At 39.1% G+C, this 26167-nt stretch carries 35 protein-coding genes; 34 read left to right on the forward strand and 1 reads right to left on the reverse strand.

Translation table 11 applies throughout. The features are described from left to right. The 32 genes from V5N68_RS01545 to alaS form a co-directional block, all read left to right on the forward strand. The coding region (locus V5N68_RS01545; RefSeq protein ID WP_503619816.1) for an EF-Tu C-terminal domain-related protein at positions 1-72 on the forward strand (72 nt) is incomplete at its 5' end. A 64-nt stretch (positions 73-136) separates the two neighbouring features. Further along, complete coding sequence (gene rpsJ, locus V5N68_RS01550) at positions 137-445, forward strand: 30S ribosomal protein S10 (RefSeq protein WP_004855744.1); 309 nt, start codon at positions 137-139, stop codon at positions 443-445. A 27-nt stretch (positions 446-472) separates the two neighbouring features. Continuing rightward, positions 473-1213 carry a 50S ribosomal protein L3 gene (rplC, locus tag V5N68_RS01555; RefSeq protein ID WP_332065438.1) on the forward strand — a complete coding sequence of 247 codons (741 nt, stop codon included), beginning with the start codon at positions 473-475 and terminating at the stop codon, positions 1211-1213. Continuing rightward, positions 1213-1833, forward strand: a complete 621-nt coding sequence (gene rplD, locus V5N68_RS01560) for a 50S ribosomal protein L4 (protein ID WP_332065631.1) — start codon at positions 1213-1215, stop codon at positions 1831-1833. The genes rplC and rplD overlap by 1 nt, the downstream gene beginning before the upstream one ends. Then, positions 1830-2123 carry a 50S ribosomal protein L23 gene (locus tag V5N68_RS01565; RefSeq protein WP_332065439.1) on the forward strand — a complete coding sequence of 98 codons (294 nt, stop codon included), beginning with the start codon at positions 1830-1832 and terminating at the stop codon, positions 2121-2123. The genes rplD and V5N68_RS01565 overlap by 4 nt, the downstream gene beginning before the upstream one ends. 21 nt (positions 2124-2144) lie before the next feature. After that, positions 2145-2978 (forward strand): 50S ribosomal protein L2, encoded by an 834-nt coding sequence (gene rplB, locus V5N68_RS01570; RefSeq protein ID WP_332065440.1) that lies wholly within the window; start codon positions 2145-2147, stop codon positions 2976-2978. A gap of 15 nt (positions 2979-2993) precedes the next feature. Beyond that, the gene (gene rpsS, locus V5N68_RS01575; protein WP_332065441.1) at positions 2994-3272 is read left to right on the forward strand and encodes a 30S ribosomal protein S19; all 279 of its coding nucleotides are present in this window, start codon (positions 2994-2996) and stop codon (positions 3270-3272) included. Between the two features lie 2 nt (positions 3273-3274). Continuing rightward, complete coding sequence (gene rplV / locus V5N68_RS01580) at positions 3275-3664, forward strand: 50S ribosomal protein L22 (RefSeq protein ID WP_332065442.1); 390 nt, start codon at positions 3275-3277, stop codon at positions 3662-3664. Further along, on the forward strand, positions 3664-4374 hold the full coding sequence (gene rpsC, locus V5N68_RS01585; protein ID WP_332065443.1) for a 30S ribosomal protein S3: 711 nt from the start codon (positions 3664-3666) through the stop codon (positions 4372-4374). Before rplV ends, rpsC begins: the two co-directional genes overlap by 1 nt. A 34-nt stretch (positions 4375-4408) precedes the next feature. After that, positions 4409-4822: a 50S ribosomal protein L16 gene (rplP, locus tag V5N68_RS01590; RefSeq protein WP_332065444.1), complete on the forward strand. Its 414-nt coding sequence runs from the start codon at positions 4409-4411 to the stop codon at positions 4820-4822. 12 nt (positions 4823-4834) lie between these two features. Next, positions 4835-5035, forward strand: a complete 201-nt coding sequence (rpmC, locus tag V5N68_RS01595) for a 50S ribosomal protein L29 (protein WP_332065445.1) — start codon at positions 4835-4837, stop codon at positions 5033-5035. Between the two features lie 11 nt (positions 5036-5046). Further along, positions 5047-5286, forward strand: coding sequence for a 30S ribosomal protein S17 (gene rpsQ / locus V5N68_RS01600; protein ID WP_332065446.1), 240 nt, complete (start codon positions 5047-5049; stop codon positions 5284-5286). Between the two features lie 121 nt (positions 5287-5407). Continuing rightward, a complete protein-coding gene (gene rplN, locus V5N68_RS01605; protein WP_332065447.1) occupies positions 5408-5776 on the forward strand; it encodes a 50S ribosomal protein L14 in 369 nt (122 codons plus the stop codon). 14 nt (positions 5777-5790) lie between these two features. After that, entirely contained in the window at positions 5791-6105 is a 315-nt protein-coding gene (rplX, locus tag V5N68_RS01610) for a 50S ribosomal protein L24 (RefSeq protein WP_332065448.1), read from the forward strand. Further along, positions 6098-6655, forward strand: a complete 558-nt coding sequence (gene rplE, locus V5N68_RS01615; RefSeq protein ID WP_332065449.1) for a 50S ribosomal protein L5 — start codon at positions 6098-6100, stop codon at positions 6653-6655. The genes rplX and rplE overlap by 8 nt, the downstream gene beginning before the upstream one ends. Before the next feature lie 24 nt (positions 6656-6679). Beyond that, positions 6680-6985, forward strand: a complete 306-nt coding sequence (rpsN, locus tag V5N68_RS01620; protein ID WP_332065450.1) for a 30S ribosomal protein S14 — start codon at positions 6680-6682, stop codon at positions 6983-6985. A 13-nt stretch (positions 6986-6998) separates the two neighbouring features. Continuing rightward, positions 6999-7397, forward strand: coding sequence for a 30S ribosomal protein S8 (gene rpsH, locus V5N68_RS01625; protein ID WP_332065451.1), 399 nt, complete (start codon positions 6999-7001; stop codon positions 7395-7397). Positions 7398-7432: 35 nt separating this feature from the next. Further along, positions 7433-7966, forward strand: coding sequence for a 50S ribosomal protein L6 (gene rplF, locus V5N68_RS01630; protein WP_332065452.1), 534 nt, complete (start codon positions 7433-7435; stop codon positions 7964-7966). Between the two features lie 12 nt (positions 7967-7978). Beyond that, complete coding sequence (gene rplR / locus V5N68_RS01635; protein WP_332065453.1) at positions 7979-8341, forward strand: 50S ribosomal protein L18; 363 nt, start codon at positions 7979-7981, stop codon at positions 8339-8341. Between the two features lie 76 nt (positions 8342-8417). After that, on the forward strand, positions 8418-8966 hold the full coding sequence (gene rpsE / locus V5N68_RS01640; RefSeq protein WP_332065454.1) for a 30S ribosomal protein S5: 549 nt from the start codon (positions 8418-8420) through the stop codon (positions 8964-8966). Between the two features lie 30 nt (positions 8967-8996). Then, on the forward strand, positions 8997-9203 hold the full coding sequence (gene rpmD / locus V5N68_RS01645; protein WP_332065455.1) for a 50S ribosomal protein L30: 207 nt from the start codon (positions 8997-8999) through the stop codon (positions 9201-9203). 20 nt (positions 9204-9223) lie between these two features. Continuing rightward, positions 9224-9688 (forward strand): 50S ribosomal protein L15, encoded by a 465-nt coding sequence (rplO, locus tag V5N68_RS01650; protein WP_332065456.1) that lies wholly within the window; start codon positions 9224-9226, stop codon positions 9686-9688. Between the two features lie 161 nt (positions 9689-9849). Continuing rightward, positions 9850-11196 carry a preprotein translocase subunit SecY gene (secY, locus tag V5N68_RS01655; protein WP_332065457.1) on the forward strand — a complete coding sequence of 449 codons (1347 nt, stop codon included), beginning with the start codon at positions 9850-9852 and terminating at the stop codon, positions 11194-11196. Then, positions 11193-11786 (forward strand): adenylate kinase, encoded by a 594-nt coding sequence (locus V5N68_RS01660; protein WP_332065458.1) that lies wholly within the window; start codon positions 11193-11195, stop codon positions 11784-11786. Before secY ends, V5N68_RS01660 begins: the two co-directional genes overlap by 4 nt. A gap of 176 nt (positions 11787-11962) precedes the next feature. Continuing rightward, entirely contained in the window at positions 11963-12331 is a 369-nt protein-coding gene (gene rpsM, locus V5N68_RS01665) for a 30S ribosomal protein S13 (protein ID WP_332065459.1), read from the forward strand. 128 nt (positions 12332-12459) lie between these two features. After that, positions 12460-12849, forward strand: a complete 390-nt coding sequence (gene rpsK, locus V5N68_RS01670; RefSeq protein ID WP_332065460.1) for a 30S ribosomal protein S11 — start codon at positions 12460-12462, stop codon at positions 12847-12849. A gap of 95 nt (positions 12850-12944) precedes the next feature. After that, on the forward strand, positions 12945-13958 hold the full coding sequence (locus tag V5N68_RS01675; protein ID WP_332065461.1) for a DNA-directed RNA polymerase subunit alpha: 1014 nt from the start codon (positions 12945-12947) through the stop codon (positions 13956-13958). A gap of 24 nt (positions 13959-13982) precedes the next feature. Continuing rightward, positions 13983-14411, forward strand: a complete 429-nt coding sequence (gene rplQ / locus V5N68_RS01680; protein WP_332065462.1) for a 50S ribosomal protein L17 — start codon at positions 13983-13985, stop codon at positions 14409-14411. A 240-nt stretch (positions 14412-14651) separates the two neighbouring features. Further along, entirely contained in the window at positions 14652-16046 is a 1395-nt protein-coding gene (locus V5N68_RS01685) for a DegQ family serine endoprotease (protein ID WP_332065463.1), read from the forward strand. A gap of 8 nt (positions 16047-16054) precedes the next feature. Then, a complete protein-coding gene (locus V5N68_RS01690; protein ID WP_332065464.1) occupies positions 16055-17368 on the forward strand; it encodes a replication-associated recombination protein A in 1314 nt (437 codons plus the stop codon). A gap of 585 nt (positions 17369-17953) precedes the next feature. Further along, the gene (gene recA / locus V5N68_RS01695; RefSeq protein ID WP_332065465.1) at positions 17954-18997 is read left to right on the forward strand and encodes a recombinase RecA; all 1044 of its coding nucleotides are present in this window, start codon (positions 17954-17956) and stop codon (positions 18995-18997) included. Positions 18998-19186: 189 nt separating this feature from the next. Continuing rightward, positions 19187-21856, forward strand: coding sequence for an alanine--tRNA ligase (gene alaS / locus V5N68_RS01700; protein ID WP_332065466.1), 2670 nt, complete (start codon positions 19187-19189; stop codon positions 21854-21856). Positions 21857-22002: 146 nt separating this feature from the next. On the opposite strand, the gene V5N68_RS01705 is transcribed toward alaS, so the two are convergent. After that, positions 22003-23748: a glucan ABC transporter ATP-binding protein/ permease gene (locus tag V5N68_RS01705; protein WP_332065467.1), complete on the reverse strand. Its 1746-nt coding sequence runs from the start codon at positions 23746-23748 to the stop codon at positions 22003-22005. Between the two features lie 209 nt (positions 23749-23957). On the opposite strand from V5N68_RS01705, the gene V5N68_RS01710 reads away from it, so the two are divergent. Both V5N68_RS01710 and V5N68_RS01715 read left to right on the forward strand, forming a co-directional pair. After that, on the forward strand, positions 23958-24941 hold the full coding sequence (locus V5N68_RS01710; RefSeq protein ID WP_332065468.1) for an RluA family pseudouridine synthase: 984 nt from the start codon (positions 23958-23960) through the stop codon (positions 24939-24941). Positions 24942-25154: 213 nt separating this feature from the next. Beyond that, positions 25155-25931, forward strand: a complete 777-nt coding sequence (locus V5N68_RS01715; RefSeq protein ID WP_332065469.1) for an ATP12 family chaperone protein — start codon at positions 25155-25157, stop codon at positions 25929-25931. Positions 25932-26167 lie beyond the last annotated feature (236 nt).

Raw genomic sequence — 26167 nt, forward strand, 5'->3', positions numbered from 1 at the left:
AAGCTTCGTTTTGCTATTCGTGAAGGTGGTCGTACTGTTGGTGCAGGTATCGTTTCTAAGATCATTGAATAGGCAGTGGTTGTTGAGGGGCGTCTTTAATTATTAAAGGCGCTTGTGTGGTAAGGAAATAAAGAGCATGAACAGTCAAAATATCCGCATTCGTTTAAAGGCGTTTGACCATAGAATTCTTGATGCGTCGACGCGTGAAATTGTGTCGACTGCTAAGCGTACCGGCGCTAACGTCCGTGGTCCCATTCCGCTTCCAACGAGGATTGAGAAATTTACGGTCAATCGTGGGCCGCATATTGATAAGAAGAGTCGTGAACAATTTGAAATGCGTACACATAAACGTCTTCTTGATATTGTTGATCCTACGCCGCAAACGGTTGATGCGCTCATGAAGCTCGACCTTTCTGCCGGTGTGGATGTTGAGATTAAGCTCTGAGGTTTGAGAACGGAAGGAACAGACCCGATGCGTTCAGGTGTAATAGCACAGAAGCTGGGCATGACCCGTGTTTATAATGACGCTGGTGAGCATGTGCCAGTAACAGTACTTCGTTTGAAAAACTGTCAAGTTATTGCTCAGCGGACAGTTGAAAAGAATGGCTATACTGCTGTTCAGTTAGGTGTGGGCTTTGCTAAAGTTAAAAACGTTTCGCAAGCTCTTCGCGGACATTTTTCTAAAGCTTTAGTTGAGCCGAAGGTTAAAGTTGCGGAATTTCATGTTACTCCGGATAATCTTCTTGATGTCGGGACTGAAATTACCCCAGAGCATTTTGTTCCGGGGCAGAGAGTTGATGTAACAGGGACTAGTATAGGTAAAGGTTTTGCTGGTGTTATGAAACGGCATAACTTTGGGGGGCATCGTGCTTCGCATGGTAACTCGATAACGCATCGTGCTCATGGTTCAACAGGTCAGTGTCAAGACCCTGGTAAAGTGTTTAAGGGTAAGAAGATGGCTGGTCATATGGGACAGGTGCGTGTTACGACGCAAAATATTGAAGTTATTTCTACAGATATTGAGCGTGGTTTGATTTTAGTGCGTGGTTCTGTTTCTGGTGCTAAAGGGGCTTGGATTTTGGTTCGAGATGCTGTGAAGAAGCGTCTTCCTGATAATGCGCCGAGGCCTGCCGGTGTGCGTCGTTTTGTAAAGGAGCGGGTGGATGAGGTTGCTCCGGTAGTAGAATCCTCTGAATCTGAGGGAGCTGAATGATGGATCTGATAGTTAGAACCCTTGATGGTGGTGAGTCTGGGCAATTAAAAGTTTCTGATAATATTTTTGGTCTTACTCCTCGTGAGGATATTTTGCAGCGTGTTGTTCGTTGGCAACTTGCTCGTCGTCAACAGGGGACGCATCAGTCACAAGGAAGGTCTGATGTATCGAGAACAGGGGCAAAAATGTTTAAACAAAAAGGAACTGGTCGTGCTCGTCACTCATCGTCTCGTGCGCCGCAATTCCGAGGTGGTGGTAAGGCTCATGGGCCGGTTGTGCGTAATCATGTGCATGATCTGCCTAAGAAAATTCGTGCGCTTGGGTTGCGTTTTGCTTTGTCGGCAAAGTTAAAGAAGAATGATTTGATTGTAATTGATGATTTGGCTATTAAGGACTTTAAAACTAAAGCGCTTGCTTTGAGTTTTTCTAAGCTTGGCTTTAGTAATGCTTTGTTCGTTGGTGGTAAAGAGATTGATATTAATTTTTTTCGCGCTGCATCTAATATTCCTAATGTTGATATTTTGCCTATTCAAGGGATTAATGTTTATGATATTTTACGTCGCAGCAAACTTATTTTATCAAAAGAGGCTGTTGTGGCTCTTGAGGAGCGTTTTAAATGACAGATCTTCGTTATTATGATATAATTTTAAGCCCAGTTATTACTGAAAAGTCGACAATGATTTCTGAATATAATCAGGTTGCTTTTAATGTTGCTATGAATGCAACGAAGACCGAGATAAAAAATGCTGTTGAAGCGCTCTTTAGCGTTGAAGTTAAAGCGGTTAATACAATGGTCCGTAAAGGTAAGGTGAAGCGTTTCAAAGGTGTTGTTGGTAGGCAAAGTAATGTTAAGAAAGCGGTCGTAACACTGGTTCATGGTCAATCTATCGACGTTTCGACAGGTCTTTAAAGAGGTTCGGAGATATGAATAATGGCACTTAAGCATTTTAATCCGACTACCCCCGGGCAGCGTCAGCTTGTTATTGTAGATCGTTCTTGCCTTTATAAAGGGAAGCCTATAAAAACGCTGACTAAAGGGGTATCGTCGAAAGGTGGGCGTAATAATCGTGGTCGAGTTACTGCCCGTTTTCAAGGTGGTGGTCATAAACGTAGTTATAGGTTGGTTGATTTTAAGCGTCTTAAGCGTGATGTTCCTGCAAAAGTTGAGCGTTTGGAGTATGATCCAAATCGTACTGCTTTTATCGCGTTAATTCGTTATGAAGATGGGCAGTTGAATTATATTCTTGCGCCACAGCGTCTTTATGTTGGTGATTTTGTTATTGCTGGTTCAAACATTGATGTTAAGCCAGGGAATGCGATGCCGCTTAGCAGTATGCCTGTGGGTACGATTATCCATAATGTTGAAATGAAGCCAGGGAAAGGTGGTCAAATTGCCCGTTCAGCTGGAACTTACGCACAATTAGTTGGACGAGATCATGGAATGGCCATTCTTCGTTTAAATTCTGGTGAGCAACGTTTGGTGCCTAGCAATTGTTTTGCAACTGTAGGGGCTGTTTCAAATCCTGATCATGGGAATATTAGTGATGGTAAGGCTGGTCGGTCACGTTGGCGGGGTAAGCGCCCGCACGTTCGTGGAGTTGCTATGAATCCAGTGGATCATCCGCATGGTGGTGGTGAAGGTCGTACATCAGGCGGTCGTCATCCAGTATCTCCTTGGGGTAAGCCCACGAAAGGTAAGCGTACGCGTTCTAATAAAGCTACTGGTAAGTTTATTATGCGTACACGTCATCAACGTAAGAAATGAGAAAGGTAGTCTAAGGTGGTTCGTTCAGTTTGGAAAGGCCCGTTTGTTGACGGCTATCTTCTTGAAAAAGCAAAGAAGGTGCGTGCAAGTGGGCGTAATGAGGTTATAAAAATATGGAGTCGTCGCTCTACCATTTTGCCACAATTTGTTGGTTTGACTTTTGGTGTTTATAACGGAAATAAGCATATTCCTGTTTCTATTTCTGAAGAAATGGTTGGTCATAAGTTTGGTGAGTTTGCTCCAACCCGCACTTATTATGGGCATGGTGCAGATAAAAAAGCGAAGAGGAAGTAGGGATGGGAAAGAATAAGGTTCCGCGCCAGCTTAAGGATAATGAGGCGAAGGCTGTTGCACGGACAATTCGTGTTAGTCCGCAAAAACTTAATTTAGTAGCTGCAATGATTCGTGGTAAAAAAGTTAATGTAGCTTTGGCTGATTTGGCTTTTTCGCGTAAACGTATTGCTGAAAAGGTTAAAAAAACTCTTGAATCGGCAGTTGCAAATGCAGAGAATAATCATGGGTTGGATATTGATTCGTTAATTGTTGCAGAGGCTTATGTTGGTAAGTCTATAGTGATGAAACGTTTTCATGTTCGTGGACGTGGGCGAACTAGCCGGATTGAGCGTCCGTTTTCGCATCTTACTGTTATTGTGCGTGAAGTTATCGAGGAAGTGGAGGCTGCGTAATGGGTCAGAAAATAAATCCAGTAGGGCTCCGTCTTGGAATCAATCGGACTTGGGATTCACGTTGGTATGCTGATAGTGGTGAGTATGGTGTTCTTCTTCATGAAGATTTGAAGATTCGTCTATTTGTGCTTGAAGAATTGAAGCAAGCTGCTATCTCGAAGGTTGTTATTGAGCGTCCTCATAAAAAGTGTCGTGTAACAATTCATTCAGCGCGTCCAGGGCTTATCATTGGTAAAAAAGGCGCTGATATTGAAAAGCTTCGTCGTAAGCTTTCTGAGATGACCAATGCTGATACTTCATTGAATATTGTGGAGATTCGTAAACCGGAGATTGATGCAACTATTATTGCTCAATCAATTGCTCAACAACTTGAGCGTCGTGTTGCTTTTCGTCGTGCAATGAAGCGGGCGGTTCAGTCGGCTATGCGCCTTGGGGCGGAAGGTATTCGTATTAATTGTTCTGGTCGTCTTGGTGGTGCTGAGATTGCTCGTATGGAGTGGTATCGTGAAGGTCGTGTTCCGCTTCATACTTTGCGTGCTGATGTTGATTATGGGACAGCAGAAGCTAAGACTGCTTATGGTATTTGTGGTGTTAAGATTTGGGTTTTTAAGGGTGAAATTCTTGAGCATGATCCAACAGCTTCAGAGCGTCGTTCTATGGAGAATGACCATTCTGGTTCTTTATCAAATCGCCGCCGCGAAAATACTTAATTTGTGGTTAAATTATAGTTTGGAGTAGAGAGCAATGTTGCAGCCGAAACGCACGAAGTTCCGTAAGCAGTTTAAAGGTCGTATCCGTGGGGCTTCTAAAGGTGGTACTGATTTAAATTTTGGTGCTTATGGTTTAAAGGCGGTTGAGCCAGAGCGTGTTACTGCTCGCCAAATTGAAGCGGCGCGGCGGGCGATTACACGTTATATGAAGCGTTCTGGTCGTGTGTGGATTCGTATTTTCCCAGATGTTCCGGTTACATCTAAGCCAACTGAAGTTCGTATGGGTAAGGGTAAGGGAAGTGTGGATTATTGGGCGGCTCGTGTTGCTCCGGGGCGCGTTATGTTTGAACTTGATGGAGTGCCTGAAGGTGTGGCGCGTGAAGCGTTAAGGTTGGGTGCTGCAAAGCTGCCTGTTAAAACGCGTTTCGTTCAGCGTGTTGCTGAATAAAGAGGTTAAGGGATGAAGGCTACAGAATTACGGGCGCAGACGCTCGATCAAATGAATAGTGAGTTGGCTAAGTTGAAGAAAGAGCAGTTCAATTTGCGCTTTCAAAAAGCGACAGGTCAATTAGAAAAAACTTCGAATATTAAAAGGATTCGTCGCGATATTGCACGTATTAAGACTTTGCTTCGTCAGAAGATGAGCAAAACTAAGGTTTAAGGAAGTAAGAGATGCCTAAACGCATTTTACAAGGTGTTGTTGTTAGTGATAAAAGCGATAAGACTGTAGTTGTACAAGTAGAACGTCATTATTCTCATCCGCTTCTTAAGAAAACTGTTCGGCAGTCTAAGAAGTATAAAGCTCATGATGAAACCAATCAGTTTAAGATCGGGGATCAGATTTTGATTCAAGAATCTAAGCCGATTTCAAAAAATAAATGTTGGATTGTTGTTAAAGACAATGTAGTGTAGATAATTTAGTCTGATTGTGATAAAACTTAAATGGCTTTTTATTTCGAAAAGATAATTTAAGTGCTTTAGTGTGTTTTTAAAGACTGAATCGGATGTGGATGTTAAGAAAAGGTGGCTGGTTATGATTCAGATGCAAACAAACCTTGACGTTGCAGATAATTCTGGTGCTCGTCGTGTCATGTGCATCAAGGTGTTGGGGGGGTCAAAGAGAAGATATGCTTCAGTTGGAGATGTCATTGTCGTTTCGGTGAAAGATGCTATTCCTCGTGGACGTGTTAAAAAAGGTGATGTTATGAAGGCAGTGGTTGTTCGTACTGCTAATGATATTCGTCGTGCTGATGGCAGTGTAATTCGTTTTGATAGTAATGCGGCTGTTTTAGTAGATAATAAGAGAGAGCCGGTTGGTACACGTATTTTTGGGCCAGTGCCACGTGAACTTCGCGGTAGGAATCATATGAAAATTATTTCACTTGCTCCTGAAGTACTATAAATGGGCTGAATGTTATGCAAAAGATTCGAAAAGGTGATAAAGTTATTGTTTTGTCTGGTAAGGATAAAGGGTTTAGCGGTGAAGTGTTGAAGGTTAACCCGAAGGAGTGTAATGCTCTTGTGCATGGAGTTAATATTGTTAAGCGTCATCAACGTCAGACACAAAAACAGGAGGCTGGTATTATCTCTAAGGAGGCTCCTGTTCATTTATCTAATTTGGCGATTGTTGATCCTAAAGATGGTAAGCCTACGCGTGTAGGTTTTCGTATAAATGCAGATGGTAGCAAGGTTCGTTTTGCCAAGCGTTCAGGAGAGTTAATTAATGGCTGAGGAAAAGCAAGAGCCGCGCATGAAGTTGCATTATTTTGAAGTGGTTCGCAGAACTCTTCAGGAGAAGTTTGATTATAAGAACGAAATGCAGATTCCGCGGCTTGATAAAATTGTAGTTAACATGGGGGTTGGTGAAGCGACCTCGGATTCTAAAAAACCATCTATTGCAGCTGAGAGTCTGGCATTAATAACAGGGCAGAAAGCTGTTGTAACTCGTGCGCGTAATTCTATTGCAGGTTTTAAGGTTCGTGAAGGCATGCCGTTGGGGGCTAAGGTTACGCTACGCAGGGATCGTATGTTTGAGTTTTTGGATCGTCTTATTACGATTGCGCTTCCGCGGGTTCGTGACTTTCGCAATTTAAATCCAAAGAGTTTTGATGGTCGTGGTAATTTCGCTATGGGTATAAAGGAACATATTGTGTTTCCAGAAATCAATTATGATAAAGTTGATCAAATATGGGGGATGGATATTGTTGTTTGTACAACAGCGGAGACGGATGATGAAGGGCGAGAATTGTTGCGTGCTTTTAATTTTCCATTTCGTTCTTAATGGTGGACGTAGCGAGGTAGGGTTATGGCTAAAGTGAGTGCTGTTGAAAAAAACAAGCATCGTGAAATGATGGTGAAGCGTTATGCTGCGCGTCGTGCACGTTTGAAAGAAATAATTATGAATCAGAAAGTGTCTCTTGAAGAGCGTTTTATGGCTTCTGTTAAATTGGCGGAGCTTCCACGTAATTCTGCAAAAGTTCGGGTGCGTAATCGTTGTGAAGTTTCTGGTCGTCCAAGGGCCTATTATCGTAAATTAAAAATGTCGCGAATTGCATTGCGTGAGCTTGGCTCTTTAGGTCATATACCTGGCATTGTTAAATCTAGTTGGTGAGGGGAGATTATTAATGTCTATATCAGATCCTCTTGGTGATATGTTAACGCGTGTTCGTAATGCGCTTTACCGTAAGAAGGGTAAGGTTGTAACTCCTGCCTCGAAACTTCGTGTGCGTGTTCTTGATGTTCTTAAATCGGAAGGTTATATTCGTGGATATAATCAGGTTGATTTTGGTGATGGAAAGTCTGAAATTGAAATTGAATTAAAATATTTTGAAGGAATGGCTGTTATTCGTGAAATTTCGCGCGTTTCTAAGCCGGGTCGCCGTGTGTATGTTTCTGCTAAATCCATTCCTCAAGTTGCTAATGGTCTTGGTATTTCGATTTTATCGACTCCTAAGGGGGTAATGGCGGATCATGAAGCGCGTGAGAGAAATGTTGGTGGAGAAGTTCTTTGTCGTGTTTTCTGAGTGATTGTGGGAAAACAGAAAAATAGGTTAAAACAATGTCTCGTATTGGAAAAAAGCCCATTTCAATTCCTTCTGGAGTTGTTGCTACTGTTGAGGGGCAATTGGTTAAAGCAAAAGGTCCGAAGGGTGAGTTGAGCTACGTTGTCAATGATGAAGTTTTGGTTACGCTTGAGGAAAATTATGTATCGGTTGTGCCACGTGATCAATCAAAGGATGCCCGTTCTAAGTGGGGTATGTCGCGTTCAATGATTGAGAATATTTTTTGTGGTGTGAAGGATGGTTTTGACAAAAAGCTTGAAATAAACGGTGTTGGTTATCGTGCTGCTTTACAGGGAGCTGATATTCAGTTGTCATTGGGTTTTTCTCATGATGTTATTTATAAAGTGCCGTCGGGTGTTGTTGTGACAGTTCCTAAGCCGACTGAAATTATTGTTTCTGGAGTGGATAAGCAGCAAGTAGGACAAGTTGCAGCAGAGATTCGCGAATATCGTAGGCCTGAGCCTTATAAAGGTAAGGGTATTAAGTATGCAGATGAGCGTATCTTCCGTAAAGAAGGTAAGAAGAAGTAAGGATTTTGCATTATGGTTTCATCTAAGGACATTGTTCAGCGTCGTGCACGGCGTGTTCGTCGTCGAATTAAAATGGTTTCTAATGCTCGTCCGCGGCTCAGTGTTTATCGTTCAAAACAAAATATTTATGCTCAAATCATAGATGATTTGCGTGGGTGTACGCTTGTTTCTGCGTCTACTCTTGAGTCTAATTTAAAAAAGGCATTAAAAAGTGGCTCTGATAAAGAAGCTGCTTTTGCTGTTGGTAAATTAATTGCTGAACGAGCTAAAAAAGCTGGTGTTAATGAAGTAGTATTTGATCGTGGGGCATATGTTTATCATGGTAGAGTGAAAGCGTTGGCTGAAGCTGCTCGTGAAGGTGGTTTAAGTTTTTAAGATGTTTTATATAATTTTTTGATTTAGTGTTGGAGCTTTATTAGCGTGCTTCCGGAAAAGAAAAAAGGAATTAGGAATGGCACAAAAAGAACGTGGTGAACGAGAGGAACGTGATAGTGAATTTGTTGATAGGCTAGTTCACATTAATCGTGTTGCTAAAGTTGTGAAGGGTGGTCGACGTTTTGGTTTTGCTGCTCTTGTTGTTGTTGGGGATCAGAAGGGTCGTGTTGGTTTTGGTCATGGTAAAGCGCGAGAAGTGCCTGAAGCCGTTCGTAAGGCTACTGATTCTGCTAAGCGTGGAATGATTTATGTTCCGCTTCGGTCTGGGCGGACGTTGCATCATGATCTTGAAGGGTATCATGGAGCAGGACGTGTTTTGTTGCGTTCGGCTTCTGCGGGTACTGGTATTATTGCAGGTGGTCCTATGCGTGCTATTTTTGAAACACTTGGTGTGCAGGATGTTGTTGCAAAGTCATTGGGGTCGTCAAATCCTTATAATATGGTGCGTGCAACTTTTGATGCATTGAGACGTCAAATGCACCCTAAAGATATTGCAGGTCAACGTGGTATCAAGTATTCTTCTTTGCAGGCACGTCGTCAGAATTTGATTGATGTGGAAAGTTGAACTATGGGGTTTTAGGAAGAGGATTGTAAAATGGTTCAGAAAAAGCCTCAGAAGGGTAAAACTATAACGGTAGAGCAGATTAGGAGTCCAATTCGGAATCCAAAAATTCAATGTGCAACGTTGAAGGGGCTTGGATTGAATAAGATGCGGCGACAGCGTGTTTTGGAAGATTCGCTTTGTGTGCGAGGTATGATTGCTAAGGTTCGACATCTTGTCCGAGTTGTAGATGAAAATTAAGGTCCGCGGGAGTATAAATAATGAGACTCAATGAGTTGCGTGATTGCGAGGGTGCGATAAAAAATCGTAAACGTATTGGCCGTGGTATTGGTTCTGGCACCGGGAAAACTGGTGGTCGTGGTGTTAAGGGACAAAAGTCCCGTTCTGGTGTTTCTCTTCATGGTTTTGAAGGTGGGCAAATGCCTATTTATCGTCGTTTGCCAAAGCGTGGGTTTAGAAACTTTTTTTCTAAAGATTATAATGAGGTTTCTCTTGGTCGTGTTCAATTGGCGGTTGATATGGGTAAGTTGAATATTGAGAAGCCGGTTGATGCTATTGCATTGAAGGAAGCCGGTGTTGTTCGCCGCGTAAAAGATGGTGTACGTCTTCTTTCTGATGGTGAATTGAAAGAAAAAATTACGTTTAACGTTTCTGGTGTTTCTAAGGCTGCTCGTCTTAAAATTGAAAAAGTTGGTGGTAAAATTACTTTTCCTGAGGTTGTTTAGTAAATTTGTTTTAAGATGGGTGATAGTCTGGTAGAGGTAGATGGGCCTCTTTTGGGTGCATTTAGAATTATCTAGGTTTTATTTCTATGTGCGCAACGACATGGGTTATGGGGTTACGCTCCTGTGATTTTTAAATGTGGAGTGTAGACTGGAGGCGTTTTATGGCATCAGCGGCAGAGCAATTTGCTTCTAATATAAATTTGGGTACTTTTTCGCGCGCAACCGAATTGAAAAAGCGTATTTGGTTTACTTTAGGCGCGCTTCTTGTCTATCGTTTTGGTACTTATGTTTCTCTTCCCGGTATCAATATTGATGCTTTGCGGCAAACTTTTGAACATCATGCATCTGGTGTATTAGGATTGTTTAATATGTTTGCTGGGGGTGCTGTTGGGCGTATGGCAATTTTTGCTTTGGGAATTATGCCTTATATATCGGCGTCAATTATTGTGCAGTTGTTAACTTCAATTGTTCCTTCTTTAGAGTCTCTTAAAAAAGAAGGTGATTTGGGTCGTAAGGTTATTAATCAATATACTCGTTATGTCACAGTAATATTAGCGATTATGCAAGCTTTCGGTATAGCAGTTGCGCTTGAGACCGGTATCGGGACAGGGATTCAAGTTGTTATAGAGCCAGGTTTTATGTTTCGTATTTCTTCTGTTATTACGCTCGTCGGTGGGACGATGTTCTTGATGTGGCTTGGCGAACAAATTACGTCACGTGGTGTTGGTAACGGAGTTTCTCTTATTATTTTTACTGGGATTGTGGCTAATTTCCCTTCGACTTTTGCTCAACTCTTAACTGCTCACAGTCAGGCGGATTTATCAACTTTTTTGTTGATAGGGATTATTCTTATCGTTATTTTTGTTGTAGGAGTTATTGTTTTTGTTGAACGTTCTCAACGGAGAATTCTCATTCAGTATCCAAAGCGCCAAGTTGGTAATCAAATATTTCAAGGTGATATGTCTCATCTTCCTTTAAAGCTAAATACTGCGGGCGTTATTCCTCCGATTTTCTCTTCATCCCTATTATTGTTGCCTGCAACTGTTAATAATTTTTCTGATAAAATGCCGGCTTGGGTTCAGACTATTTCTTATTCCCTCAATCATGGGCAGCCCCTTTATATGATTGTCTATGCTGTTTTAATGGCGTTTTTTTGCTTTTTTTATACGGCTATTGTATTTAACCCTAGTGATACTGCAGATCAATTAAAGAAGCACTCTGGCTTTATTCCTGGAATACGTCCGGGGGAGCGTACGGCTGAGTATATTGATTATGTATTAACGCGTATTACTGTGGTGGGAGCAGTCTATATCATTTTGGTTTGTTTATTGCCTGAATTTATGATATCTGCCTTAAAGGTTCCTTTTTATTTAGGAGGGACGTCTTTGTTAATTGTTGTTACTGTTACGCTTGATACAGTCGCTCAGATTCAAGGGCATCTTGTTGCACACCAATATGAAGGTTTGATTAAAAAGTCAAAACTTCGTGGAGGCAAAAGGAATCGATGAGGCTTGTTCTTTTAGGTCCTCCTGGGGTTGGAAAAGGTACTCAGGCTAAGATTTTAACGGAAGAGTATGGTATTGCTCATTTATCGACAGGCGATATGTTACGTGAGGTTGTGACAAAAAAAACAGAGTTTGGTATAAAAGTTAAGGCTATTATGGATTCTGGGGCTTTGGTTCATGATGATATTGTTAATCAGATTGTGTCAGATCGTATTAATGAGAGCGATTGTAGTAACGGTTTTGTATTAGATGGGTATCCGCGTACTGTAGAACAGGCAAAGGTTTTACAACAGGTTTTACAGTCAAAGAATTTGCGACTTAATGCTGTAATTGAATTGTTTATTGATGAAAATGTCTTGATTGATCGAATGAATAGACGTATTGAAGAGACAATGGTTGCTGGTGGTCAGGTTCGTTCAGATGACAATCCTATTTCTTTTGCAAAGCGATTGGTGGAATATCGTGAAAAAACGGCTCCGTTATCAAAATTTTATTTGGAAAAGGGGCTATTAAAAGTTATTAATGGAATGGTTGATGTTGTTGAAGTTTCTTGCATGATTAGGGAGAGTCTTTTAGACAATAATTTTTTATAAAAGTAAATTAAAGGAGTTGACTTTTACGGTAAGATCTATCAAAAGCTCCTTTAGTTTATTTTGGTAAAATAGCTGGCCTCGGGACGTATAGGTATGGGGTCGTTATTTTTTGTGATATTTTGTGATATAAAGAATATCTTTATGATTGGTTGTAGATAAAATCAAGGAGAATAGGCGTGGCTCGTATTGCTGGCGTCAATATCCCGACAAATAAGCGTGTTGTTATTGCGCTTCGTTACATTCACGGGATTGGACAAAAATTTGCTCAAGAGATTACTAAGAAGGTTGGTATTCCTGCAGAGCGTCGTGTGCATGAGCTTTCAGATGCAGAAGTATTGCAAATTCGTGAAGCAATAGATCAGAGCTATCAGGTTGAAGGGGATCTTCGTCGCGAAGTTGCTATGAATGTTAAACGTTTAATGGATCTTGGTTGTTACCGTGGGTTGCGGCATCGTCGTTCTTTGCCTGTTCGGGGACAGCGTACACATACAAATGCGCGTACGCGCAAAGGTCCAGCTAAGGCAATTGCTGGTAAGAAAAAATGACAATGTCTTTTTTAAAAAAAAGGTATTTTATTTTAAAAGTATTGTGTTTTGTTGTGGTTTTAAAATGACAGCAAAAATGGTGGAACTGCTGGTGTTATGGCGGTGAGTTGATCATTGAAAGGAAGGTTATGGCCAAAGAAGCCACGCGTATTCGTCGTCGCGAACGCAAAAATATTTCGTCAGGTGTCGTGCATATTAATTCAACATTTAATAATACGATGATTACCATAACTGATGCGCAAGGGAATGCGATAGCTTGGTCGTCTGCAGGTGCCCAAGGTTTTAAGGGTTCGCGTAAGTCTACACCTTTTGCAGCCCAGGTTGCTGCAGAAGATTGTGCTAGAAAGGCGCAGGAGCATGGTGTACGTTCATTGGAGGTTGAGGTTTGTGGTCCTGGTGCAGGTCGTGAATCAGCTTTGCGTGCATTGCAGTCTGTTGGTTTTACAATTGTTTCTATTCGTGATGTAACCCCTATTCCTCATAATGGATGTCGTCCACGAAAAAGGCGGCGTGTTTAATTGGGTATTGTTTTTCGTTGTCAGAGTCTTCTCTGATGTTCACATTGGCCGTTACGATTGGATGGTAGCGGAGCTAAAAGAACGGGAATAAAAATATGATCCAGAAAAACTGGCAAGAACTTATAAAGCCCAATAAGGTTGAGTTCTGTACGCATGATAATCCAAATGTTTTGAGTGTAATTGCAGAGCCTCTTGAACGTGGGTTCGGTTTAACATTGGGCAATGCACTCCGTCGTGTATTATTGTCGTCACTTCGTGGGGCTGCGGTCACTGCTGTGCAAATCGATGGTGTGTTACATGAGTTTTCATCGATTCCAGGTGTTCGGGAAGATGTTACGGACATCATTTTGAATATAAAAGAAATAGCTATTCGGATGGAGGAAGAGGGGCCTAAGCGTGTTGTAGTTTTTAAAGAAGGGCCTGGTGTCGTTAAGGCGGGTGATATAAGTATTGTTGGAGATATGGAAATTCTGAATCCAGAGCATGTTATTTGTACTCTTGATGAAGATGCTGAGATTCGTATGGAGTTCATTATCAATACAGGAAAGGGGTATGTTCCTTCTGATCGTAATTGTTCTGATGATGCACCTATAGGCCTTATTCCAGTTGATAGTCTTTATTCGCCTATTCGAAAGGTGTCTTATAAAGTAGAGAATACACGTGAAGGTCAAGTTTTAGATTATGATAAATTAATATTAACAATTGAAACGAATGGCGCTGTTAATGGGGAGGATGCTGTTGCTTTTGCCGCACGTATTCTTCAAGATCAATTGTCCTTATTTGTCAATTTTGAAGAACCACAGAAAGAAGTTATTGAGGAATCCGCTTCTGAACTTGCTTTTAATCCTGCATTGCTCAAAAAGGTGGATGAGTTGGAGCTTTCAGTTCGTTCAGCAAATTGTTTGAAAAATGATAATATTGTTTATATTGGTGATCTTATACAAAAAACAGAAGCTGTAATGCTTAAAACACCAAATTTTGGGCGGAAGTCATTGAATGAAATTAAGGAAGTTTTGGCATGTATGGGGCTCCATCTCGGTATGGAAATTCCTGCATGGCCACCTGAAAACATTGATGATCTTGCTAAACGTTATGAAGATCAATATTGAAATTAAAATTTAAGGAGAGGGCTTATGCGCCATAATAAGTCAGGTCGTAAGTTGAACCGGACTTCTAGTCACCGTAAAGCGATGTTTGCAAATATGGCGATTTCATTAATCGAGCATGAGCAAGTTGTAACAACGCTTCCGAAGGCAAAAGAAATTCGTCCTATCGTTGAAAAGTTAGTTACACTTGGTAAACGCGGAAGTTTGCATGCACGTCGACAGGCAATTGCAGTTATCCATGATACTGCAAAGGTTGCTAAATTGTTTGATGTACTTGCGCCACGTTATGCCTTACGCAATGGTGGATATTTACGCATTATGAAAGCTGGCTTTCGTTCTGGTGATAATGCTCCTATGGCTGTTGTAGAATTTGTAGATCGTGATGTTGATGCCAAGGGTGCAGGGGATCGAGTGCGTTTAGAAAATGCTGAGAAGAAAAAGGAATCGTCTTCATAAATTTGTTTTATTTTTGTGGATTGTAAAAGCCGCCTTTCTAAGGCGGTTTTTTTTGGTATAAAATTTACCTAAATAGTAAATTTAAAAAGAGGATATACAACTAAGAGTTGTTTAATTTTATATTTATTTTATTAAATGGGTGGTTTTTATTATAATATAAAATTAGTAAAGAGTTTTTAGTGTATATGGAATAAAAGAGTTTATCTTATAAAGGTTGCATCAATTTTATGAGGACGAGTAATGAGGCATTTTCTTTTCGTATGGCTTTTGATAACGGTTATGGTCCAGGTATCGTTTCATTGTGTATATGCTAAAATTCCGCAAACACAATCAGAAGTTACTCTTTCATTTGCTCCTTTAGTTAAAAAAACTACGCCATCTGTTGTTAATATTTATGCAGACCGGCAGGTTAAAGTACGTTCAATTTTTGAAGGGGATCCATTTTTTGAGCAGTTTTTTGGTGGTCATCGCGGCAATACGCTTTTACGTAAACAATCATCATTAGGTTCTGGAGTGATTGTTGATGCCCATGGACTGATTGTTACAAATTATCACGTCATTAAAGATGCAAATGAAATTAAAGTTGCTCTTTCTGATGGACGAGAATTTGAGAGTAAAGTGGTGCTGAAAGATGAAGCAACGGATATTGCAGTGCTGAAAATTGATGCAAAAAATGCTAAATTTCCTGTTCTGCCTTTTGGGAATTCTGATGCAGTTGAAGTTGGTGATCTTGTTCTTGCAATTGGTAATCCTTTTGGTGTTGGTCAAACAGTGACAAGTGGTATTGTTTCTGCGCAAGCGCGTACGCGGGTCGGTATTTCTAATTTGGACTTTTTTATTCAAACAGATGCTGCCATTAATCCTGGGAACTCTGGTGGGGCTTTAATTGATATGAAGGGACAATTAATCGGGATTAATACTGCTATTTATTCGCGTTCGGGTGGTTCTGTAGGAATTGGTTTTGCCATTCCAGCCAATCTTGTGAAAGTGATTCTTGATACTGTTAATCGTGGGGGAAAGTATTTTATTCCTCCTTATATTGGGGCATCTTTCCAAAATGTTACACCTGATATTGCAGGTAGTTTGAATTTAGAGCATCCTTATGGCGCTCTTGTGGTCGAGGTTACAAAGGATAGTCCTGCTGAAAAAGCTGGCTTAAAAATAGGGGATGTAATTTTAAGTGTGGAAGGGATAAAAGTTGATAATCCAGATAGTCTTGGATATCGTTTAATGACAACTGGTGTTGGAAAAAAGCTCGTTTTAGAATATTTGCGGAGTGGAAAAATATTCAAGACAGAAATAGCTATTATATCAATACCAGAAACTGCATTTTTGAAGTCTGAAAAAATTACTAATGAAGGTCCACTTTTTGGTATTGAAGTGTTGGACTTAACAGCGCAAAATAGTTGGCGTTTTCATCTTCCTGCAACTACAAGGGGTGTTGTGATTGCTTCTTTAGATGAGAAGAGCAATGCTGCAGATATTTTTCGTTCTGGAGATATTTTGCGTATTATTAATGGATATGAAATTAGAACAGTTAGTCAGCTAAAAAAGGTTCTCATGCAAAATCGTCCTCGTGTTTGGCAATTAGAATATGAACGTGATGGCATGTATATTCGCCAATTTATTCGCTGAGGTTTTTTTTGAATAAAGGTTTTGTTTCTTCCCTTTTGGATATTAACGTTGATAAAAATCGGCCACTTGCGGAAAGAATGCGTCCTCGCTTTCTTAGTGATGTTATTGGACAAAGTCATCTTGTTGGAGAGAACGGCTTACTGTCACGTATGGTGACAGCTGGATCGTTTGGTTCTATGATTTTTTGGGGGCCTCCAGGTACAGGAAAGACAACGGTTGCACGTTTATTAGCACTTGAAACAAATTTTTCTTTTGAGCAAGTTTCAGCTATTTTTACTGGTGTTTCTGAGCTTAAAAAAATTTTTGAAGTAGCTCAGACTCGTTTTGCATCTGGATGTAAAACGATTCTATTTGTTGATGAAATTCATCGATTTAATCGTGCTCAACAGGATAGTTTTCTTCCTGTTCTGGAAAATGGTACTGTAATTCTTATAGGTGCAACGACTGAAAATCCTTCATTTGAGCTTAATGCTTCTCTTTTATCTCGCGCACGTGTTTTAACGTTTTTCCCTCATGATCATGAAAGCCTAGATGCACTTTTGAAACGTGCTGAGAAATTAGAAGAAAAGCTTCTTCCCTTAGATAGTAACGCTAGAGATATTTTGTTAAGGATGTCTGATGGTGATGCACGGGCGGTATTAACATTGGCAGAAGAGATTTGGTTTTCTGCACGACCAGGAGAGATTTTTGATGCTGTAGCTTTGCAACAATTTACTCAACGTCGTGCTCCGATTTATGATAAAGGACAGGATGGTCATTATAATCTCATTTCAGCATTACATAAATCAATTCGTGGATCTGATCCTGACGCTGCTCTTTATTATTTGACTCGTATGCTTGATGCGGGTGAAAGTCCCTTATATATTGGACGAAGGTTGGTTCGTATAGCTGTTGAAGATATTGGTTTGGCAGATCCTCAAGCTCTCATTATTTGCAATGCTGCAAAGGATGCTTATGATTATTTAGGGTCACCTGAAGGAGAATTGGCTTTAGCGCAGGCGTGCCTTTATGTTGCGACTGCTCCAAAATCAAATGCAACATATCTCGCTTATAAGGCGGCTATGCGCTGTGCTCGTGAAAATGGCTCTTTACCTCCTCCAAAGCACATTCTTAATGCGCCTACAAAATTTATGAAGGAAGAGGGGTATGGGCGTGATTATCTCTATGACCATAATGAGCCAGATGCTTTTTCAGGACAGGAATATTTTCCTGAAAAGCTTGGACATCAAATTTATTATCAACCACAAGAACGTGGTTTTGAGCGTGAAATTATTAAGCGTCTTGAATGGTGGAAAAAATTACGAGAGAAACGAAAAAAGTAAAAAAACAAACTTCTTATTAATACAAAATTTTTTATTATTCTCGAACTGATTTTATTTCAGTTATATGGGTTATAATTTTACTAACAATTCGGATAACATTATCAATAGCTTGTTTTAAAAGTGAAAAATTTTTTTATGCTAAACAGCGTTTATGCAGCGATGTTATATTTGATAGCTATATTAAACGGTTTTAGTTGAAAGAATGTTATAAAGTCTGATTAATATTTCATTTTTTTATGATCAAAAATTAGGTTATTAGTTGAGATAATTTATTTCTTAACTGTTGAAAAAGAAATAACAAAAGGATGGTATGTGAGGTATTATGTTTAAATTTAAATTGTCTCTTTTGGAGAGGAAAGCTATAGATGTATAGTACTTCTGTTTTGTGTATGAAGTTGTTTTGTTGAAGTATATTTTGTGTTGAGAAAAGAAAATAGCTTTTGTTTATTTATGCAGATAATAGCTTGTTTACGTAATGTATAATGATAGAAATAGTTTGTGAAAATCTGCACTCAGGGCTTTAGTTAAGTTAACAGAACAGTATACATTAACATTGGATTATTTGACTCGATAAGGATTATAATTGTGGACAAAAAAAAAGCTCTAGATGCTGCTCTATCACAAATTGAACGTTCTTTTGGTAAAGGCTCAATTATGCGTCTTGGGCAAAAAGAGCAGGTTGTTGAAATTGAAACAGTTCCAACAGGCTCGTTATCTTTGGATATTGCTTTGGGTGTTGGGGGATTGCCTAAGGGACGTATTGTCGAAATCTATGGACCAGAAAGCTCTGGTAAAACAACGCTAGCTCTCCATGCTATTGCTGAAGCGCAAAAAAGTGGTGGGGTTTGTGCTTTTGTAGATGCAGAACATGCTCTTGATCCTATTTATGCACGTAAACTTGGTGTTGATTTAGAAAATTTATTCGTTTCTCAGCCAGATACTGGTGAACAGGCTTTAGAAATTACTGAAACACTTGTTCGTTCTGGTGCAGTCGATGTTCTCGTTGTTGATTCCGTTGCAGCTTTGACACCGCGCGCTGAAATCGATGGGGAAATGGGGGATGCTTTACCTGGATTGCAAGCTCGATTAATGAGCAAAGCCTTGCGCAAGTTAACAGCATCGATTTTTCGTTCTAATTGCATGGTTATCTTTATTAATCAAATTCGTATGAAAATTGGAGTGATGTTTGGTTCTCCTGAAACAACAACAGGTGGGAATGCTCTGAAATTTTATGCTTCTGTTCGTTTAGACATTCGTCGTATTGGGGCTATTAAAGATCGGGATATGGTTGTTGGAAATCAGACGCGTGTTAAAGTGGTAAAAAATAAATTGGCGCCCCCATTTAAGCAGGTTGAATTTGATATCATTTATGGTGAAGGTATTTCTAAGGTAGGGGAACTAATCGATTTAGGGGTCAAGGTTGGCATTGTAGAAAAATCTGGTTCATGGTTTTCATATAATTCTCAACGTTTAGGACAAGGGCGTGAAAATGTAAAACAATTTTTGCGCGAACATACAGAAATAGCTACAGAAATCGAAACTGCTTTGCGGCAAAATGCTGGTTTAATTGCAATTGAATTGTTAGAAAATACAGGGTCAGAGAATATAGAAAATGATGAAGAAATTTGATAAAACCTTTGTTTTGATGTAGCTTTTTGTTTAAGATTTTCCTTGTTTTTATTTATTACTTTTAAAATATAAGATCACTTATTTTTCAACCATTTAGTTTCTATTTTTAGTTAGATTAGCTTTGCAAAAAGCAAAAAGGGTATTTAATTAAAGGTAGATTTTTGTGCTGTATTCTGGAGGCATCAATATATGAATAGCGTTACTAGTATCCGGTCAGCTTTTTTGGATTATTTTCATTTGAATGATCATCAAGTTTTTCCTTCCAGTCCGCTTATTCCACGTAATGATCCTACACTGATGTTTACAAATGCAGGAATGGTGCAGTTTAAAAATATTTTTACTGGACTTGAACAGCCTTCTCATAAGCGAGTGGCGGCTGCACAAAAATGTGTTCGTGCAGGCGGAAAGCATAATGATCTTGATAATGTCGGTTATACAGCGCGCCATCATACTTTTTTTGAAATGCTAGGTAATTTTTCTTTTGGTGATTATTTTAAAGAAGAAGCAATTTTTTTGGCGTGGAATCTTTTAACAAAGGAATTTTGCCTTTCAGAGGATAAATTATTGGTGACAGTTTATCATAGCGATGATGAGGCTGCTCAATTGTGGCGTAAAATTTCAGGTCTTCCAAATGAAAAAATTATTCGTATTGAAACTGCCAATAATTTTTGGGCGATGGGTGATATAGGCCCTTGTGGCCCTTGTTCGGAAATTTTTTATGATCATGGTGACAAAATACAGGGGGGACCACCAGGAAGTGCTGATGAAGATGGTGATCGCTTTGTGGAAATTTGGAATCTTGTTTTCATGCAGTATGAGCAGGTGAGTAGGGAAGAACGTATTGCTTTACCTCACCCTTCTATTGATACTGGTATGGGATTAGAGCGTATCGCTGCTGTTTTGCAAGGGGTCCATAATAATTATGATATTGATCTTTTTCGTGCATTAATTGGTGCGTCTGAAGATATAACGGGAGTTAAGGCAACTGATGATTTTGTTGCGAGCCATCGTGTAATTGTTGATCATCTTCGCTCATCTGCATTTTTGATTGCTGATGGTGTTTTACCTTCCAATGAAGGTAGGGGATATGTTTTACGCCGTATTATGCGTCGTGCTATGCGCCATGCTCATCTTCTTGGTGTTAAAGAACCATTGATGTGGCGTCTTATTCCTGCTTTAATTTGCCAAATGGGACAAGCTTATCCTGAATTGGTGCGTGCTGAATCCTTGATTTCAGAAATTTTAAAGTTAGAAGAGGTGCGTTTTCGAAAAACTCTTGAACGAGGGCTTGGTTTATTGAATGAAGAGAGTCTTAATCTTAAAGAAGGTGATCATTTTGACGGTAAAGTAGCTTTTAAACTTTATGATACATATGGTTTTCCACTTGATTTGACGCAAGATGTTCTTCGGCATCGTGGAATATCTGTTGATGTCAATGCTTTTGATAAAGCTATGGAATATCAAAAAAGAGAAGCACGAGCAAATTGGTCTGGCTCCGGTGATACTGCAACAGAAACAATTTGGTTTTCTGTTTTTGATCAAGTGGGAGCTACAGAGTTTTTGGGTTATAAAACGGATAAAGCCACAGGTATTCTCACAGCTCTTGTCCATGATGGGAAAATCGTTAACAGTGTCTCTTCAGGGCAAAAAGTCATTCTTGTTGTGAATCAAACGCCTTTCTATGGTGAATCTGGTGGGCAAATTGGTGATAGTGGTATCATTTCTGATGATAAAGGCTTTCTTTTTGAAGTACATGATACTCAGAAAAAGGCTGATGGTATTTTTATTCATATTGGGGAGGTTAAATCTGGTCAAGCTAATATATCTGATTGTGTGGAATTAACAGTTGATGTTGTTCGTCGTAAAAAAATCCGTGCAAATCACTCTGCTACCCATTTATTACATAAAGCTTTGCGTCAAATATTAGGAACTCAGGTTACGCAGAAGGGATCTCTTGTATCGCCAGATCGGTTACGTTTTGATTTTTCTTATCCTAAATCGGTTTCTTTAGAAGAATTGAAAAGGATAGAGGATTTAGCCAATGACATTGTTTTGCAAAATAGCGAAGTGACAACACATCTTATGACAGTAGATGATGCGATTTCTAAAGGAGCGATAGCATTATTTGGTGAAAAATATGGTGATGAAGTCCGTGTTGTTTCTATGGGAGAGCAGCGTGATGAGCAGGAAGGATTAAAAAGCGTCTGGTCAATGGAACTGTGTGGTGGAACACATGTAGAGAGGACAGGAGATATCGGTTTAATCCATATTATTTCTGAAAGTTCTGTAGCGGCTGGAGTTCGTCGTATTGAAGCCTTAACAGGGACAGCTGCACGCCTTTATCTTAGCCTTCAAGAGGAGCGAATTCGTGAAATTTCTGATCTTTTAAAAGTTTCTTCTTTTAATGTGGAAGAACGTGTTCGGATTCTTCTTGATGAGCGTCGTAAACTTGAAAAAGAGTTAAGTGATGTGCATAAAGAGATTGCGTTAGGTAGTAATAGCATAAAGAGTGATCGGGAAGATATTACTATTATAAATGGTATTTCTTTTATGGGGCGTGTTGTTAGAAATATTTTACCACGAGATCTCAAAGCGTTGGTAGATTCTGGCAAAAAGAAAATTGGATCTGGAGTAGTTGTATTTATTAGTATTTCCGAAGGTGGGAAAGGAAGTGCTGTTGTTGGCATTACTGATGATTTAATAAATAGCTTGAATGCTGTTGATTTAGTTCGCATCATTGCTGATGTTCTTGGGGGTCAGGGTGGAGGTGGTCGTCCTGATATGGCTCAGGCTGGTGGTCCTAAAGGAGGTAAAGCGGATGAGGCTATTGCTGCATTAAAGGCTTTTCTTAAAGGGTAATTTTTTATGTTATTATGCCGTTTTACTTTTAGATTTCTTTCAGAGTAAGGGGTGACTATATGGAATTTAGTAAAGTTTTCTTATCTGTAAGCAAAGTATTAATTTTATGATACAGTGTTTTTTTGCAATGGGGTATGAAGTTTATATTAAGTTTTTATAACTGGATGATCAATGGTTAAGCCACCAGTTTTTAATAATTTATAAAAACGGCCACCTTTATCGATTAACTCCTGAAAGCTTCCTTTTTCAATGAGATATCCATGATCTAAAAATAATACGAGATCAGCGTGACAAATTGTTGAAAGCCGATGCGCTATAATTAATGTGGTTCTGTTTTTACTTATATTTTCAATGGCATCTTTAATCTTTTGTTCTGTTTCAACATCAAGAGCACTTGTTGCTTCATCTAAAATAAGAATGGGTGCATCTTTTAAAATTGCGCGTGCAATTGCTAATCGTTGTTTTTCTCCACCAGATAATTGGGAGCCTCGCTCGCCAACTAAGGTATCATAACGATCAGTTTTTTCTAGAATAAAATTATGGGCAGCGGCTATTTTTGTAGCTTCATATAGCTCTTCATTTGTTGCGGTAGCCCTTCCTATTGAGATATTATCACGAATAGTACGGTTAAAAAGACCTGTGTCTTGGAATACTGTTGCTAAAGATTTACGTAAAGATTCGCGGTTAATAGAATGTATATTTATTCCGTCAATGGAAATATGTCCAAATGTAGGATTATACACTCGTTGTAATAAATTAATTAATGTTGTCTTACCTGCGCCTGTTGGTCCTACAATAGCGACGGTTTGTCCTGCTTCAATTTCAAAAGAAATGTCAAAAACGCCTTGAGATGAATTGGGAAATTTATAAGTTACATGATGGAATTGTATTGCTCCCTTAACATTTTTAAGGGAAGGCAAATTTTCAGGTTTATTAATATCAAAGGTTGCATCTTCCATTTCAAAAAATTCTTGTAACTTTGCTTGTGAAGATATCGCTAAATTAATAAAATTGCTAATTTGATCTAGACGACTAATCATTAATTGGGAAAATCCAACAAAAGCAACAACTTCACCTACACGTAATTGACCTTTTGTTACAAAAAAAGCTCCAAGAAGAAGGACGCATACTGTTGAAATGGTAGAAGCTATTCTGTTTAAACCGCTTGCAACAGCCCACCAATTTAAAACGGGTGTTTGTGCTTTAAGAAGGTCGTTTGTATGCCGATGAAGTGCTGAAGTTTCTTCTCCTATTCGATTATAGCTTTGTATAATGAAAACATTGGAAATTGAATCAGTTACATGTTTAAAGAGGTTATGATGATAGTGTTCTACAGCTGCTTGTCCATCTTTTGTTTTTTTCATCACTAAACGTGCAGTCAATATATAAATAATAGCGAGAACAACTAAGACTGTTGAAAGTCGCCAATTCATGTTAAATGCTGTGGGTATAAGGACGAATAAAGCAGCAAGGGTTGAGAGATGCTGACGCATAAAATCAAGCCATATGGCTGACATGGAATCTACAGCGCGCAATAATACATGGAGAGCATTAGAAGTTCCTCGCTGTTGGTGCCATATTAAGGGCATCGCGATGATACGTTCAAAAGATTCAGTTAAGACAGTTAAGCGGCGCCTATGGGCTAAGCGATCAGCACTGCGGGCAACCAAAACATAAGAGATAATATTGAAAACACCAAAACATACCCAGATTATGAGGGGAAGAGCAATTTTTGATTTTTCTGCAATGGAGTCAATGACGTGTCCAAACAAAACAGGTTCTGCAATGGTGATAATAGCTAACATCATGTTACCTGCGCAGATTAAGAGAGATGCATTTTTTTCTTCATTAAGATAGGTAAGGACACGAGCATACGTTTTTAATAAGGACACAGATGATATCTCCAATAGCTACATAAATTGTTGAATAGCAGTTGGTTTTTTGAATTAAAAGAATTTAAATAATAAGAAAATGCAATTTTGAATATTAACTTTGATGTGGTGTGATAAAGTTAATTTTATTCTATAGGATATAGATTTATTTCATTTATTAAAGGTGGTAACACAAAAACTGATAAAAATGATTTGGCAAGGAAGCTGTCATGGTAGGCATAGAAATAAAAAAAGTTGAAGCCGACGAAAGTGGCATGCGCTTAGATCGCTGGTTTAAAGTACATTATCCAGGACTTGGGTTTGGATTTTTGCAAAAATTATTGCGTTCTGGTCAAGTACGGGTTGATGGTAGGCGTGTTAAGAGCGATACACGACTTCTCAACGGGCAATTCGTTCGTGTTCCGCCTTTATCGCTTGATGATAAAAAAAGTTTTCCTTTAACAGATAAATTTACCTGCGAACAGGATGACAGAGTTATTTTAAAAAAAATGCTCCTCTATGAGGATACGAAAGTTTTTGTTTTTAACAAGCCTGCTGGTTTGGCTGTGCAGGGTGGCTCTGGTTTAACGCGTCATATGGATAGTATGCTTGAGGCATGGCGCAATAAGAAAGGTGAAAAGCCACGTTTGGTTCATCGTCTTGATCGTGAGACGTCAGGTGTGCTTATTGTTGCCCGCTCAAGAGGAGCTGCACAAGCTTTAACTGCTGCTTTTAAAGCACGAGAAACGAAAAAGACTTATTGGGCATTGGTTAGAGGAGTCCCTAAAAAAAGCCAAGATAAAATTTCAACATGGATGGTTAAGGATGTTACCATGCAAGGTGATAGAATGCGTGTTTGTGAGCACGGGGAGCCAGATTCTAGCCATGCAGTTTCCTACTATCGTGTTTTAGATACTCGAGGACGAACTCTTTCATGGCTTGAAATGGAACCTTATACTGGCAGAACACATCAATTGCGTGTGCATGCTGCCCATATGGATCATCCTATCATTGGTGATTCAAAATATTTTTTTTCTGATAGTAATTGGACGTTTCCAGGGGGAATTCAAAATCGGCTTCACCTGCATGCGCGTCGTATTCGTATACCTCATCCTTCAGGAGGCATATTAGATATTGTCGCACCTTTACCGCCCCATATGGTACAAAGCTTTAATCTTTTAGCTTTTAATGAAATTGATGGTGAAATAAAATGATGGTAAAATGAAAGAAAATTTTCAGACTATGATGTTAAAAATATTCTCTTTTTGTTACGGAAGATTTAATTTTTATCGTTCTAAATTTATTTGCCAACTGCGTTGATATTTCGATTAAAAAATAAAGTGTTTGTATTGTATATATTTTACAAAAGCTAATACAAACTTTTCCTAAAAAACAATCAGTCTTTTAAATCGTATAAATAGAATGATATGCATGAAATTTTGGATCATTTTGCTATGTCGTTAAATAAAAATAATTTTACCCATAAAGTTCAAAAAAAATTACCTAAACGATTTTATAAAGAAGTGAAAATTGTATGTGAAGAAAGGGGATTTTCTATATTATTAGATGAGAGTTTAGTGAAAACGCCGATAGGACGCCATTTTATAGTGCCTACAGAAGGATTTGCTGAATTAGTAGCACAAGAATTTAAGAATCAAATAGTGGTTATTGATATAGAAAAAATGCCGGTTACGCGTTTTGTTAATACTGTTATTGATGGTGTCATGGATGATATGCAAGTCGTTTTTGAAGATTTATTGCGTTTTGTGGCATGCGATATGATCTTTTACCGTGCGCAAGGACCAAAGGAATTGGTGCAGCAACAATGTAAACAGTGGGATCCCATATTAGATTGGGTAGAAGAAAGACTTGGTTCACGTTTTAATTTGACGGAAGGGTTGATGCATGTTGAGCAACCGCGAGAAGCTATTCAAGCAGTGAGTAATTATTTGCGTAAGGTGGAGTCTCCTTATATGCTTGCTGCGCTTCATACAATTACAACTTTAACAGGATCAGCTCTTATTGCTCTTGCTCTTTTTGAAGGAAAAATTAATCCAGATTATGCATGGAATATTGCACATTTGGATGAGAGTTGGGTGCTAGACCAGTGGGGAAAAGATAAGGAAGAAATGGCGCGTCGCTCCTATAAGAAAGCTGAATTTGATGCAGCAACGACAATTATCATGGCTTGTTTACAAGGTTAAAGTTTTCCTGCTGTACAGTACTTTCATTTTATAATTTTTTAAAAAATTAATTTATGCTGTATCAAATATCGGTTATGTTTTATTAATTTCCTTAAAGAGCTCTTCGATCTTATTGCCTAAGAAAATACTAAGGCTCATGCTATAAATCGAGTTTACAATTTCATTTAAAATAATGAGCAATATGTTTTTATTTTTTATTCATTAACTACAACTGTTCTCTTCAGTATTTCATAATC

Origin of the sequence: Bartonella eidoli, from assembly GCF_036576145.1 — a bacterium.
Classification (GTDB): Bacteria; Pseudomonadota; Alphaproteobacteria; order Rhizobiales; family Rhizobiaceae; genus Bartonella.